This window comes from Micromonospora sp. GCM10011542, assembly GCF_042650685.1.
In the GTDB taxonomy this organism is placed as follows: Bacteria; Actinomycetota; Actinomycetes; order Mycobacteriales; family Micromonosporaceae; genus Micromonospora.
The window spans coordinates 1-12,576 of the sequence record NZ_JBHSBO010000007.1 but is presented as its reverse complement, the minus strand read 5'-3'; the positions used below and the strand labels follow the sequence as shown (position 1 = coordinate 12,576).

The 12,576-nt window shown below is 71.9% G+C and carries 15 protein-coding genes and 1 tRNA gene; 6 read left to right on the top strand and 10 right to left on the bottom strand.

The genetic code is table 11. The features are described from left to right. Nucleotides 1-50: 50 nt before the first annotated feature. Nucleotides 51-1,244, top strand: a complete 1,194-nt coding sequence (locus ACFOW4_RS01585; protein ID WP_377523764.1) for a hypothetical protein — start codon at nt 51-53, stop codon at nt 1,242-1,244. 139 nt (nt 1,245-1,383) lie between these two features. On the opposite strand, the gene ACFOW4_RS01580 is transcribed toward ACFOW4_RS01585, so the two are convergent. Both ACFOW4_RS01580 and ACFOW4_RS01575 read right to left on the bottom strand, forming a co-directional pair. Further along, nucleotides 1,384-1,770 carry a hypothetical protein gene (locus ACFOW4_RS01580; RefSeq protein ID WP_377523763.1) on the bottom strand — a complete coding sequence of 129 codons (387 nt, stop codon included), beginning with the start codon at nt 1,768-1,770 and terminating at the stop codon, nt 1,384-1,386. A 10-nt stretch (nt 1,771-1,780) separates the two neighbouring features. Next, complete coding sequence (locus tag ACFOW4_RS01575) at nt 1,781-2,146, bottom strand: hypothetical protein (RefSeq protein WP_377523761.1); 366 nt, start codon at nt 2,144-2,146, stop codon at nt 1,781-1,783. Between the two features lie 362 nt (nt 2,147-2,508). On the opposite strand from ACFOW4_RS01575, the gene ACFOW4_RS01570 reads away from it, so the two are divergent. After that, a complete protein-coding gene (locus ACFOW4_RS01570) occupies nt 2,509-3,105 on the top strand; it encodes a DsbA family protein (RefSeq protein WP_377523760.1) in 597 nt (198 codons plus the stop codon). A gap of 36 nt (nt 3,106-3,141) precedes the next feature. On the opposite strand, the gene ACFOW4_RS01565 is transcribed toward ACFOW4_RS01570, so the two are convergent. From ACFOW4_RS01565 to ACFOW4_RS01555, 3 genes are all read right to left on the bottom strand, one after another. Next, entirely contained in the window at nt 3,142-3,555 is a 414-nt protein-coding gene (locus ACFOW4_RS01565; RefSeq protein WP_377523757.1) for a hypothetical protein, read from the bottom strand. Between the two features lie 79 nt (nt 3,556-3,634). After that, nucleotides 3,635-3,904, bottom strand: a complete 270-nt coding sequence (locus ACFOW4_RS01560) for a hypothetical protein (RefSeq protein ID WP_377523756.1) — start codon at nt 3,902-3,904, stop codon at nt 3,635-3,637. A gap of 669 nt (nt 3,905-4,573) precedes the next feature. Continuing rightward, a tRNA-Lys gene (locus tag ACFOW4_RS01555) sits at nt 4,574-4,645 on the bottom strand. 149 nt (nt 4,646-4,794) lie between these two features. On the opposite strand from ACFOW4_RS01555, the gene ACFOW4_RS01550 reads away from it, so the two are divergent. Together ACFOW4_RS01550 and ACFOW4_RS01545 are read left to right on the top strand one after the other, a co-directional pair. Then, the gene (locus ACFOW4_RS01550) at nt 4,795-5,154 is read left to right on the top strand and encodes a hypothetical protein (protein ID WP_377523754.1); all 360 of its coding nucleotides are present in this window, start codon (nt 4,795-4,797) and stop codon (nt 5,152-5,154) included. Between the two features lie 152 nt (nt 5,155-5,306). Beyond that, on the top strand, nt 5,307-6,392 hold the full coding sequence (locus ACFOW4_RS01545) for an NAD-dependent epimerase/dehydratase family protein (RefSeq protein WP_377523964.1): 1,086 nt from the start codon (nt 5,307-5,309) through the stop codon (nt 6,390-6,392). 13 nt (nt 6,393-6,405) lie between these two features. Here ACFOW4_RS01545 and ACFOW4_RS01540 read toward each other — a convergent pair whose 3' ends face one another. From ACFOW4_RS01540 to ACFOW4_RS01525, 4 genes are all read right to left on the bottom strand, one after another. Next, nucleotides 6,406-7,641, bottom strand: coding sequence for a hypothetical protein (locus ACFOW4_RS01540; protein ID WP_377523753.1), 1,236 nt, complete (start codon nt 7,639-7,641; stop codon nt 6,406-6,408). A 75-nt stretch (nt 7,642-7,716) separates the two neighbouring features. Beyond that, complete coding sequence (locus ACFOW4_RS01535) at nt 7,717-8,466, bottom strand: ZIP family metal transporter (RefSeq protein WP_377523751.1); 750 nt, start codon at nt 8,464-8,466, stop codon at nt 7,717-7,719. A gap of 51 nt (nt 8,467-8,517) precedes the next feature. Continuing rightward, nucleotides 8,518-9,696 carry an enhanced intracellular survival protein Eis gene (eis, locus tag ACFOW4_RS01530; RefSeq protein ID WP_377523750.1) on the bottom strand — a complete coding sequence of 393 codons (1,179 nt, stop codon included), beginning with the start codon at nt 9,694-9,696 and terminating at the stop codon, nt 8,518-8,520. Between the two features lie 68 nt (nt 9,697-9,764). After that, nucleotides 9,765-10,484: a PP2C family protein-serine/threonine phosphatase gene (locus ACFOW4_RS01525; protein WP_377523748.1), complete on the bottom strand. Its 720-nt coding sequence runs from the start codon at nt 10,482-10,484 to the stop codon at nt 9,765-9,767. 63 nt (nt 10,485-10,547) lie between these two features. Between ACFOW4_RS01525 and ACFOW4_RS01520 the strand changes: the two genes are divergently transcribed. After that, nucleotides 10,548-11,624 (top strand): LuxR C-terminal-related transcriptional regulator, encoded by a 1,077-nt coding sequence (locus tag ACFOW4_RS01520; protein ID WP_377523747.1) that lies wholly within the window; start codon nt 10,548-10,550, stop codon nt 11,622-11,624. A 17-nt stretch (nt 11,625-11,641) separates the two neighbouring features. On the opposite strand, the gene ACFOW4_RS01515 is transcribed toward ACFOW4_RS01520, so the two are convergent. After that, on the bottom strand, nt 11,642-12,253 hold the full coding sequence (locus ACFOW4_RS01515) for a helix-turn-helix domain-containing protein (protein WP_377523746.1): 612 nt from the start codon (nt 12,251-12,253) through the stop codon (nt 11,642-11,644). 66 nt (nt 12,254-12,319) lie between these two features. Between ACFOW4_RS01515 and ACFOW4_RS01510 the strand changes: the two genes are divergently transcribed. After that, nucleotides 12,320-12,574, top strand: a complete 255-nt coding sequence (locus ACFOW4_RS01510; RefSeq protein ID WP_377523744.1) for a benzoate/H(+) symporter BenE family transporter — start codon at nt 12,320-12,322, stop codon at nt 12,572-12,574. Nucleotides 12,575-12,576: the final 2 nt, after the last annotated feature.

The window sequence follows — 12,576 nt, the reverse complement described above, 5'->3', positions numbered from 1 at the left end:
ACCGCCTCGTCCGGTTCAGTGCGCTCGCGGGGAGTTCACTGGCACTGACGATGGTGGGTTCGCTCGCCGCCGCCCCCGCCAGCGCGGCACCTACCCGGGCCGACCTGGTCGTCACCGCGAGCCTCGACCCGACCGAGGTTCCCGACACCGGCGGCTCGTCCGCCGTGACGGTCGCCCTGCACAACGCCGGCGGCAAGGCCAGCGATGACGTCACCCTGGTCCTGTCCCTTCCTGCCGGCACCTGGTTCACCGACGGGTTCTCCGTCCCGCCCAGTTGGCAGTGCACCTTCCAGGCCACCGCCACCTGCACCCACGCGCCGCTCGCGGCCGGTGCGGCGGCGGAACCACTGCGCATCCCGTTCGGCGTGGACGCCGGAACGGTCGGCGACGAGGTCGTGGTGAGTGCCACGGCCACCGGCGGTCGCGAGTCGTCCACCGACAACAACACCGGTCAGGCCAGCCTGCGCTACATCCCCGGCACGGTGGACGTCGGGTTCATGAGCGAGTCGCGTGACTACGAGATGATCAACGGTGAGGTGTTCGGTTTCAGCTCGTACGTGCTGAACAGCGGGACCTCCCCCTCCGGCGACCTGACCGTCACCGTGCCGCTGCCCGCCGGCAGCGTTCGCTACAGCGAGACCAGCGAGGGCTGGGCCTGTGACTACGGCGACGACCTCGCCGCAGGCCAGCCGGGCTGGCGCTGCACCCACGGGCCGCTGCGTCCGGGCCAGAACAGCGCCGGACTCGACATCACGGCCTCCATCTCGGGCGCGAACCCCGGCGACGTCCTCGACCTGACCGCCACCCTGTCGACCACCTCGACCGAGACGAGCCTGGACAACAACACCAGGCACACCCGGGTCACCGTCCTCCAGCCGGCGACCGTACGCGGCGTGGTCTGGGTCGACAGCGACCGGGACAGCGTCCGGGACGCCGGCGAGCCCGGTGCACCCCCCGGCGACCAGGGCATCTACCAGATCACCGCGGCTGGCCAGGGCTACGGCGCGGAGGCCACGGTGAACGCGGACGGCACGTACACCGTCCAGGTGCGGCCGGGCACCTACCGGATCGATTTCTACGTACGCGACCCGTACAGCTTCATCACCTCGCCCGATTCCGACCTCGTCTACTACCTGAACGAGACCGGCGGCTACAACAGGTACGGCCACAGCGGCTCGATCACTGTCGCCAGCGGCGAAGAGGCGGTCATCGACGCCGGCGTCGTGTCCAAGTACCTGTCCTGACCAACCGGCGGTGAGTGTGGGGGGCTCGGTGACGGCGGCGGTCGCGTCGTCGCCACCGGGCCCTCCGCTGATTCTGAGCCGCTACCGTTCCCGGAGGGCGCCGGCGCCCACTCCTGGCCTCGGCTGCTCGGTGTCGACCTCAGCGGGCCGTTCCGCGGTCTCGGAGAAACCACGACACCCGATCGGGCGACGGCATCGGCAACGGCTCGTAGTACGAGTGCACCTCGAGGTCCGCCAGTTGGCCCTCGCCGACGAACAGCAGGATCCCGCCGATTGTCCGGCCATACTCATCGAGCACTGTGCCTTCGGCTGGTACCGGGCTCGTCGCTGCCGAGGCTGGTAGGTCTCGCCCCTGCGGCAGGAGCCAGATGGTGCCGCAGCCGCACCCGCAGCTCGGCTGCGCCAGGACGTTCCGCGACTGCACCCGGAGCTCGTCCACGCCGGGGAAGTCCTGCGCCAGCAGCGCATCAAGGACCCCGGCTTCCTCCGGTGACAGCGGTCGGGGATCTGGCTGAACGGGGTCCACGGGCGCAAGACTACGGCGACGCCCCGGGCGGCAGAGCGAGAAACTGCTCGATGTCGGCTACCGCGTCCTCCACCGTGCCGCCGACCGCCGGGTCGCGCAGCCGGGAGCGCAGGGCGGGCAGGACCCGGTCGGTGTCGAGTTGGTGGTGGATGCGGGCTAGGTGGCCGAGGCAGGTCGCTGCCGTGGCCCGGACGTCCTCCTCCGGATGGTCCAGCAGGCGGAGGTAGAAGTCCTGGCACCAGCGCCAGTCCGCGTCGTGCAGGGCGAGCCCGACCATCGAGTCGGTGAGGGTGTCGATGTCGCCGGCCGCGAGCGCGGCGGCGGCGGTGTCGTGGGTCGCTGGAGCCGGCTCGTAGTAGCTGCGCTGTGTGCTCATTCCTCGCCCTTCGGCTGCGCGGTCGCCTGCCCTTGCGCGGCTCGATGCGGCGGTGCCGGTCGAGAATGAACAGCTCGCCGCCGCTCCTTGGCGTCACTGCATCAGTGCGCTCCGACGCGAAGAGCCTAGCGCTTGGTCGATGACCTGAATCCCTGGTGCGCGTCGACCGGGCCGCGCGCCGGTAGCAGCTTCTGTTGCGGGCCGTGACCGTGATCATGGCTTGAGCGCGGGTGGCATGGGAACGACCAACGCCTGCGTTGCGACGTGGCAGTCTGATGTCAGTGTGTGAGGGGGCACCCGGATGAACGCCAGCGGCTTCCGCTCCGATCGATCGGTTCGCGATGGCGAGGACTGACGCTGACGTGGCGTCGCCCGCGCCAATTCTGTACTGGTTCGACTTTGTCTGTCCGTTCTGTTACGTCGCACAACAGCGGAACGCCATCTTCGGAAGACGCGGCCTGGACGTCGTCCACCTGCCATTCCAGATCCATCCCGAGATTCCGGTCGAGGGAGTCGACGCGGGGCTACGTACCGGGCCGATGTACGCGACACTCGAGCGTGAGGCGGCCCGAGTCGGCCTGCCGTTGAACTGGCCAACGCGGTTGCCCAACACGCGGACGGCATTGGCTGCGGCAGAGTGGGTTCGCCGACGCCAGCCCGATCTGTCGGGCGACTTCAACCAACGGCTGTACGCCGCGCATTTCGCGCTCAATGAGGATCTCGGCGACATTGCCGTGATCGAGCGGCAGGCGAACGAGGTCGGTGTCGATCTCAGCGCCCTCCGTGCCGCGTTGGCCGACGGCACCGCATCGGCGTCTCTTGTCGAGGCGGAGTCGCTAGGCGCCCAGTTCGGCGTACGCGCGACGCCGAGTTGGCTCGTCGCGGGCAATCTGATCTCGGGTCTGCTCCCACCGTCGGAGTTCGAACGCCTTGCGGAGGAAGCGGTGGCGCGCGGGTAAGGGCTCGGCTCACCGCCCGCGCCCTGACCTGGCCGGCTACGTCAGGTAGGGGTTCGACCTCTGGGGATCCGGCACACCCGAGCGATCGGTGAGCGACAACTCTCGCCCCGCATGGGTCTCGACGATCGCCAGGCCCTCGTCGCGATGGATCCAGCCGTGATCGGTGTACTCCCACACAGCCTGGTCGGCGAGCACGTCAGGAAGCTGTCCACAGGGAACCACTTCGTAGCTGCCGCTGCCGCTACCGTCGACGAACAGTCGGCGTACCTCGATGAGCCCATCACCGACCAGTGAGACCAGGGCAGCGGCAAGCACTGGCAGCAGGGTCAGTTTGTCTTCCTGGTCGAGATCGGTCCGCCAGTCCCATAGAACACTCGGCAGTAGGTCATGCTCCTGAGCGTTGACCAGGAGGCACTGCTCCTCATGGTTCAAGCCGTTCCAGGTACGCACGGGCCGATCGTGGCACACCATCTGCCGCCGCACTCGACCTCTTCGTCCCGAACGCCGCTGCGAGGCATCGGCGCTCGCATCAGTCGTCCTCATCCAGGAGGCCAAACGCCTCCGGTGCCTCCTCCACAAACTCCCGGTACTGCGGCCGGATGCTCTCTGCTCTGGCGGCGATGGCTGCGGCCAGACGTGCCCGGCCGGACGGTTCCAAACCGCCAAGGCGGTCAGCCACTTCCTCAAGCTGCTGAACGGCGATGTCCGGGTGGAGCGTCTCGTCGTCCCACAGCTCGAAGAACGCCAGACAGTCGAGCAGGCTGTCGAGGACTGCCGTGAAGACCGGGTCATCTGCCACGCCCGCATGCTATGGCTGCGAACGTTGAAGCGGAACCGCCGCACCAGGAGTCGCCGGCGGCCACCACGACGCGCTCAAGCGGCTCGGCCAGGCGCTCGCCCGCTAGCAGACGATCGGTCGCTCAGTCGGGTTCGCGTGACCAGGACAGGGGCCACGCCTCCAGACGAATGACTATCTGCTGGAGGCTTGCCTCAAAAGCCTCGTCGTCAACACCGCGCTCTCGGCGACTGGACCACAGCTCGTTCAGGTCGTCCTCGATGGCCCCTAGTTCCATGAGTCGATCGGCGGAGGCAAGCGCGCTCTGAAGTAATTCGTGCGTACTTCCGGATCTGATGGTCAGCTTGTCAGCGAGTATGGCGAGCGTGCAGCGCGCGTGGGCGGCGATGCCGCGCCCGGCGGCTCCACGGCCCGCAGCGTCCCCTCCGGGCCTTGGACGATCTCGGTGAACAAGCCCAGTAGCCGTGAGTTGCGCACGAGCGGCCCGTCAGTCATCGTCCGCCCTTTCGTTGTGCCGCTCACGCCGCTGGGACGCGCTGCTTCTGGCTCAGCAAATCACGCGACCGGTGACCGGCCGGCTGCGGTATTTCAGTGCTGTACCGGCCGCATCGCGTGTACCGGCCCCATCGCGCCAATAGCGACCCCGGAAGGGGTCGCTTACCTGCGGAAGAGTGGGCCGCCAGGGACTCGAACCCTGAACCTATGGATTAAAAGTCCACAGCTCTGCCATTGAGCTAGCGGCCCGCGCGCTCAGGTTACCGGACGGTGCCCGCCGACGGCTCTCGGCTTCCCGCCGACCATCGATGCCTGTCGGCAGCGGGCGCGGCCCGGCATCGTCACCGGCTCGGCGACGAAGCGGTGTCCCGTTCGCTGCGACAGGCGGAGCCGGGACGGTGAAGCTGATCAAGCTGGCAGGCATGGGTACCGGCCGGTGGGGAACCGGGATGGGCATGAAACTGAGCAGCACCCCGGCGGTGGCGGCGTCCGGGGAGGAGATCGGGCCGGAGGGCGTACGCGAGCCGGGCGGGGAGGTGCACGCCTGGCTTCCCGGCCAGAACCAGACGCTGTGCGGGCTGGCGCTCAGCCGTACCCGGCTGCGTCGCTTTCCGCACGTGCGCTTCGACTACTCCTCGACCGACCAGTTGACCGAGGCCGACCCGGTCGGGTGGATCTGCCCGCGCTGCCTCGCCGCCACGGGCGGGCGCCGGGGCAAGGAGAAGCACGGCTGGGTCCGGCAGTCACCACGACCGTGATCCACTCGGGACCTGGAAGTCGGGCTTTCCCGCCCGCCCGGACAGGCCGATTTCCAGGATGTCGAGTGGATCAAGCCGGGCGCCCGGACCGGCCGAGCGTCGCCGAGCGCGCGGGGGTGGTTGACGGGCGGCTGGGCGGGTACGGGTCGGGCATGCGGATCGTGGTGGTGGGGGCGAGCGGAAACGTCGGCACCGCGCTGCTGCGGCGGCTGCGCCGCGAGCGGGGCGTGGAACTGGCCGGGGTGGCCCGCCGGCTGCCCGGCCCGGATGCCGGTGAGCCGTACGACCAGGTGGAGTGGCACTCCTGCGACATCGGTGCGCCGGGGGCCGTGGACCAGTTGGCCGAGGTGTTCGCCGGGGCGGACGCGGTGGTGCACCTGGCGTGGCAGATCCAGCCCAGCCACGACCAGCGGGTGCTGCACCGGACCAACGTCGGGGGCAGCCGGGCGGTGTTCGACGCGCTGGTCCGGGCGGGCGTGCCCGCCCTGGTGTACGCCTCGTCGGTCGGCACCTACGCGCCCGGCCCGAAGGACCACCCGATCAGCGAGCGCTGGCCGGCGAGCGGGGTGCCCGGCTCGTCGTACAGCCGCGACAAGGCTGAGGTGGAGGATCTGCTGGACGGGATCGAGCAGAAGCACCCCGCGCTGCGGGTGGTCCGGCTGCGACCCGGGCTGATCTTCCAGCGGGCGGCGGCCACCGAGATCACCCGGTACTTCCTCGGCCCACTGGCCCCGGTGCGGCTGCTGCGCTTCGGCCGGATCCCGCTGGTACCCACGAATCGCCGGCTGCGGATGCAGGCGGTGCACGCCGACGACGTGGCCGACGCGTACGCGCGGGCGGTTCTCGGCGACGCGCGCGGCGCCTTCAACGTGGCCGCCGACCCGGTCTTGACCCCGGAGCTGGTGGCCCGGCACTTCCACGGCTGGACGGTACCGGTCGCGTCTCCCGTGCTGCGGGTAGCGGCGGCACTGACCTGGGTGGCCCGGCTGCAACCGGTCGACCCCGGTTGGGTGCAGCTGGCACTGAACGCGCCGCTGATGTCCAGCGAGCGGGCCGAGACCGAGCTGGGTTGGCGGCCGAAGATCGACGCGCTCACCGCGCTCAAGGAACTCTTCGCCGGGATGGCCGACGGTGGGGGGCACACCGGCAGCCCGCCGATGTCCGGGGCGCCGGATCTGCCGGGCCGCCTGGCCGGCCTGCTCCGCGCCCGCCCCGCCGGCCACGGCAACCCCTACTGAGGTACGGCCGGACTCAGCTGAGTTTGGAGCCGGGGGTGCTGGGGTTGCGGGCGCCGAGGAAGAAGATGCCGGGGTAGCCCTGGGTCTCGAACTTGCCGCTCGGGTTGCGGCGCAGGGTGGACTTCTCGATCGTCATGGTGCCGGTGCGGTTGTTGCTGACGAAGAAGATCGCGCCGCCGCCCTCGTTGGCCTTGTTGTTCTCGATGATGGTGCCGGCGATCCGCACGGTGAACTCGTTGCCGTCGCAGTAGATGGCGCCGCCGCTGCCGCCACCGGGCGTGCCGGACTTGGCCGGGTTGGCGCCGCTGCCGATCGCCTGGTTGTGGCTGAGCACGCTGTTCAGTACCACCCAGGAGACGCCGATGCTGCTCAGCGCGCCCCCGTTGGAGCAGGAGCCGCCCTGACCGGCGGCGCCGCCGAAGGTGCTGCCCACCACGTACACCGGCTCGTTCTCGTACTGGCTGAGCACCCGGATGGCCGCGCCGCCCAGGTCGGGGCCGGTGCGGTCGCAGCGGTTGCGCACGAAGCGGGAGTTGACCACCTTGAACCGGCCGCCGCGTACGAAGATCGCCCCACCGCCGCCGCCCTCGACCTTGTCCCCGGTGGAGTTGCCGTCGGCGAAGGTCAGGTTCTGCACGGTGAGCTGCGGGTGGTCCTGGTTCTGGCAGTGCGAGGTGGTGAAGCCCTGGGCCTCGTCGCAGGTGTTCATGTAGAGGATCCGACGCTGTCCCTGGCCGCTCAGGGTGACCTTGCCGCCGCCGTCGAGGACGACCTTCGGCCCGTTGGCGTTGCGCACCTTCGCGGTGGCGGACATCTTGATCGTCACCGGGGCCGGCCCGCAGTCGAAGGTGATGACGCCGCCGGCCGCGACGGCCTTCACCACCGCAGCCGAGGTGCAACTGGCCGGGGTGCCAGTGCCGATGGTCCGGGTCGGCTTGGAGGTGTCCACCGCCCGGGCCTCGGCCGGTACGGTCGCACCGCCGTTCGGGTTCCCCGCCGCGAGTGCCTTGGCGGCCGGGGCCGCCGGCTTCGGGCTCGCGCTGGCGCCCGGGCCGCCCAGGCCGGAGCGGCCCGCGGGCTCGACCTTCTGGACCCCGGTGGGCATGGCCTCCGGCGCGGCCGGCGAGCCGGGCTGCGAACCGGACTGCGCGGTGGCCGGGGTCGAGGCCGGGTCGGCAGGGCCGCAGGCGGGCAGGGCCGCGGTGGCGACACCGAGGACGATCAGGGCGACAAGCGACGTCGAGCGCACCCGGTGATGCTAGAAGCCCGGACGGCGGCGGAGCGAATCTGCCGTGCCGGTTTAAGCCGCCGTTAAGAACGGTGTTCAGGCGTGGGAGAGGGCGAACGCGGTCAGGAAGCCGGCGACCGTGATCAGGCCGACCAGCAGGTGCGCGTTCTCGAACGCCTCGGGCACCATGGTGTCGGTGATCATCGCGAGGATCGCGCCGGCGGCCAGCGCGGTGATCGCGGCCAGCGCCTCCGGTGGGGCGCCGCCCAGCAGGGTGTTGCCGAGCAGCGCGGCCGCCCCGCTGATCAGCGCGATCCCGGCCCAGAGCAGGAAGACGTACCGGCGGTTCCGGCCGGCCTGGCGCATGCCGGCCGCGCTGGACAGCCCCTCCGGGACGTTGCTGAGAAAGACCGCCACCACCGTGACCAGGCTGACCGCGCCGCCGCCGAGCAGGCTGGCGCCGATCACCACCGACTCCGGTACGCCGTCGAGCAGCGCGCCCACCGCGATCGCCGAGCCGGAGCCGGGCTGCTCGCGCTCGGAGGGCTGCTGGTCGCCCGACCGCTTCCGGTGCCGCGCGCCGTGCCGGGCCAGGGCCACGTTGGCCAGGGTGTAGGCCACCGCGCCGCCGGCCGCGCCGAGCGCGGTGGGCAGCAGCCCGCCCTGCTCGTGCGCCTCCTCGATCAGCTCGAACGACACGGCGGAGAGCAGCACCCCCGCGCCGAACGCCATGATCGACGCGATGACGCGCTGCGGTACCCGGGCGAACCAGCCGACCGCCGCCCCCAGCAGCAGGGCCGACCCGGCCAGCAGTCCCCACCCACCCGCCTGCAACCACTCCGGCATTGGCGGGACCGTACCCACGATCGCCGGATCCACAAACTCGATCGTGACCGATCAGAAGTCGGCGAAGAGGTACGGCACCCGGCGCGGGAAGATGCTGCGCAGCTCCGCCGCGGCGTCCACGGGCACCTCGCCCCACCCGCGCCACGGCAGCTCGGCCGGGTCCAGCACCCCGTACGCGAGGGCGGAGAGCCCGGCCGCGGTGAGCGTTGCGGTCGGTGCCCTGCCGGAGGCAGCGCCAGGCACCAGCTCCAGGGCGCCGGTGGTGCCGTCCAGCAGGTGGCTGCCGGCCAGCCAGCGGTCCCCGGTCAGCTCGACGCGCACCCGGCCCGGCCCGGCGGGCAGCCCGGTCAGCGCGTCCAGCGACAGCAGCCGGGCCATCGGGGCGGACGACCCCGGCCGGGCGGCCCGTGCCTCGACGTGCACGTCCAGGTCGGTCAGCCAGAGCTCGGGCAGCTCGTCCGGCGGGACCTGGACGGTGACCCGCTGCACCTGGTCGACGTGCCGGGCGAAGAACTGCAACAGCAGCGCCCGGGCGAGCGGGTCGGCGACCAGCAGGTCGTCGGCGGCCAGCGTGCCGCCATGCTCGTCGATCCGGTAGGTCACGACGCCGGTGATCTCGCCGTCCACCCGGGCGGTGAGCAGCCACCGCTCGTCGCGGTCGCGCAACCCGACGTCCCGGTAGTCGGGGAAGACCGAGAAGCCGTGCCGCTGGCCCAGGCAGCGTTCGGTGAACGCGCGCCAGGCGGGGTAGCCGGTGCCGATCCGCTCCCAGCCCACCTCGCCGGGCAGCTCCCGCCGCAGCAGCGGACCCAGGTCGGCCGGGGTGAAGGTGACGGTGCGCGGCTTGGGCAGGCTGGTGTAGCCGAACCGCGCGTAGAAGCTCGGCCGGAACGGATACAGCGCGGTCAGCGGGTGGCCCTCGTCGCGCATCTCGTCGAGGAGCTGGTGCAGCACCGTACGGACGTGTCCCTGCCGGCGGGCCAGCGGATGACTGGCCACCCCGGCGACGCCTGCCATCGGCAGCACCGTCCCGCGCAGGTTCTGCCGCATCGGGATGGCCGAGCCGGCGGCCAGGGTGCGGCCATCCTCCTCGACGATCAGCGTCCGGTTGCCCTGGTTGTAGGGCAGGTAGTCGCGGAACTCCTCGATCCGCGCGGCACCCAGCGGCGACGACTCGAAGGCGTACGCGGCCAGCGGGAAACTGGTGGTGAGACGTTCGTCGGCGCTCACCCGGCGGACGGTCATCGGACCATCCCAACCCGCGCCGGCGACCCGTGCAACCCCATCGCGGCCGACCGTCAGCGGGTGGTGACGTCGGAGACCACGACGGTCACGTTGTCCGGCGCGCCGGCGTGGTGGGCGAGCTTGACCAGCTGCTCGCCGCACTGCTGGCGGTCGGCGTACATGCCCAGCGCCGCCGCGATCGCCTCGTCCTCGACGTAGTCGGAGAGCCCGTCGCTGCACAGCAGCAGCCGGTCGCCGGGCACCACGGCGAGCACCCCGACCGACGGCGGGGCGTCGTTGCCCTGCACCGCCCGCGTCACCAGGGACCGCTGCGGATGGTGCCGGGCCTGCTCTGGGGCGAGCGCGCCCTGGTCGACCAGCGCCTGGACGAACGTGTCGTCCCGGGTGAGCTGGGTCAGCTCCCCGTCGCGCAGCAGGTAGCAGCGGGAGTCTCCGACCTGGGCCAGCACCAGCGTCTCGCCGGCCAGCAGCGCAGCGGTCAGCGTCGTACCCATGCCCTCGCGGGCCGGGTCGACGGTGATGGCGGCGTGGATGCGTTGGTTGGCCGTGCTGACCACGGCGCGCAGCGCGTCCGCGGCCGCGTCCGGGTCGGTCGGCGGAGCCAGCTCGTCCAGGATCCGGATGACGATCTCGCTCGCCACCTCACCCGCGGGCAGTCCGCCCATGCCGTCGGCGACGGCGATCAGGCGGTCACCGGCGAGGGCGGAGTCCTCGTTGTTGGTCCGGATCAGACCGATGTCGTTGAGGATGGACGAGCGGAGGATCAGCGTCATGGGGTCCAGCTTGCCAAGAACACCCTGCCGCCGTCTCTACGCACTACTGCGTAGGGTTGAGGAATGATGCCGGTGTCCATGGTCGGACGCGCCGGCGAGCTGGCCGAGCTCGACCGGGCCTGGTCCGCCGTGGCGGTCGCCCGCCGGCCGGCACCGACCGTCGCGGTGATCACCGGCGGGGCGGGCGTGGGCAAGAGTCTGCTGGTCGCGGCCGCTCTGGACTCCTTCACCCCGCGCCCTTCGGTGATCCTCTCCGGCGCCGCCCGGGTGTACGGCCCAGCCCCGTACGACTGGTTGGCCGCGGTGCTCACCGGGCGGGACACCAGCCGACTCGATCTGCCGCCGGACGCACTGGCCTGGCTGGCCCAACAGCCCACCGCACCCCGTGAGCGGTACGCCCCGGGCACCCTGCTCCGCCTCGCCGTGCGGACCGTCCGGTCGCTGGTCGGCTCCGGCCCGGCGTTGCTGGTGGTGGAGGACCTGCACGCGCTCGACCCGGCGAGCCTCAACCTGATCGGCGAGCTGGCCACCGCCACCGACCTGCCTGCCCTGCTGGTGGTCGCCAGCCGCCCGGCCGCGGACGCGGTGGTGCCGGAGCTCACCCGCCGCGCGCTGGCCCGGCTCTGCGGCGTCCGCGGCGCCGTCCGCCAGCACCTCGGCCCGCTGCGCCCGGCCGAGGTGGCCGAGGTCCTGACCCAGGTGTACGCCGACACGAAACCGTCCGGCCGGCTGGTCACCTCGGTCTGGCGACGCACCGGCGGCAACCCGTACGCGCTGACCGAGCTGCTGGCCGCGCACGCCGGTAACGGGCCGGAGGCGCTGCTGCGGCGGCTGCCCACGCCCCGTCCGCCGGCGTCCCGACCGGTGGCCGAGCCGGCGTCCCGGGTCGCCGCGTCGGTCGACCCGGAGCTGACCGCCCGGGAGGTCGACGTGCTCGACTGCCTGGTGGCCGGGATGGCCAACAAGCAGGTCGCGAAGGCGCTCGGCATCTCGGTGCGGACGGTCACCGTGCACGTGTCCAACCTGCTGCGCAAGACCGGCTCGGCGTCGCGGACCGAGGTGGCGCTCTGGGCCGTCCGGCACCGGACGGAGGCCCTCGCTCCACTGGACCCCTCGGACAGCGTCGCCGCCCCCGGCTGACCCCGCATCGGCGGTGGTCAGCGGCGCGGGTAGCGCAGCAGCAGGCTCGCGACGACCTCCTCGTCGCCCACCGCCGCGTAGCTGTGCGGCACGTCGGAGACCCAGCGGAGGTGCTCGCCCGGCCCGGCGGTCAGCGGCGCGGCCACCGGGCCGGCGCGCAGCACCCCGGCGAAGACCGTGAGGTGCTCGGTGACCCCCGGTCGGTGGGCGGGGGAGAGCTGGCCCGGCCCGGGCGCCACCCGGATCCGGTACAGCTCGTAGGTCGCGTCGGCCTCGGGAAAGACCTCCAGCAGGGTGGCGGTGACCGCGGTGCCGTGCACGGTGGGCGCGGCGGTCGGCTCGGCCAGCACGGCGGTCAGCGGTACGCCGAGCTGCGCGGTGACCGCCCAGAGCGTCTCCAGGGTCGGGTTGCGGGTGCCGTGCTCCAGGCCGGAGAGCGTGGCCTTGCCGACGCCGGCGAGCCGGGCCAGCGTGGACAGTGAGATCCCCCGCTCCTCGCGCAGGGCGCGTACCCGCCGGCCGATCACGCCGGGGTCGGCGTCGACAGCGGCGCGGGGCCGACCGGCCGCCGGTGGCGGGCCCGACGGTTGACGGCCCGACGGCGGGCGGGCTGGTGGTGGCTGCGGCACAGGGCTATGGTGCTACACGTCGCTGTTCCGTAAACGGAACGGTCGGACTCCTCGGAGGAGAGGCGGATGCCCGGACGGTCGCAACCGTTGCTGGCCGGCGTGGTGACCGCGCTGGTCGGCTTCGCGAGCTCGTTCACCGTCGTACTGGCCGGTCTCCGGGCCGCCGGCGCGTCCGACGCGCAGGCCGCCTCCGGGCTGCTCGCCCTCTGCGTCGCGTGCGGGCTCGCCGCAGCCTGGCTGGGCTGGCGGCACCGGGTGCCGTTCAAGTGGTTGTTGCAACGAGGTAGTTGTGGAGTGCTTCGGCTGGATTCTGCCAGTTGAGG

Coding starts and splice junctions, on each gene's coding strand:
- ACFOW4_RS01585 (WP_377523764.1), top strand. CDS start 51: ATGGTGGGTTCGCTCGCCGCCGCCCCCGCCAGCGCGGCACCTACCCGG.
- ACFOW4_RS01575 (WP_377523761.1), bottom strand. CDS start 2,146: ATGAGCACACAGCGCAGCTACTACGAGCCGGCTCCAGCGACCCACGAC.
- ACFOW4_RS01545 (WP_377523964.1), top strand. CDS start 5,307: ATGCGGATCGTGGTGGTGGGGGCGAGCGGAAACGTCGGCACCGCGCTG.
- ACFOW4_RS01535 (WP_377523751.1), bottom strand. CDS start 8,466: ATGCCGGAGTGGTTGCAGGCGGGTGGGTGGGGACTGCTGGCCGGGTCG.
- ACFOW4_RS01525 (WP_377523748.1), bottom strand. CDS start 10,484: ATGACGCTGATCCTCCGCTCGTCCATCCTCAACGACATCGGTCTGATC.
- ACFOW4_RS01520 (WP_377523747.1), top strand. CDS start 10,548: ATGATGCCGGTGTCCATGGTCGGACGCGCCGGCGAGCTGGCCGAGCTC.
- ACFOW4_RS01510 (WP_377523744.1), top strand. CDS start 12,320: ATGCCCGGACGGTCGCAACCGTTGCTGGCCGGCGTGGTGACCGCGCTG.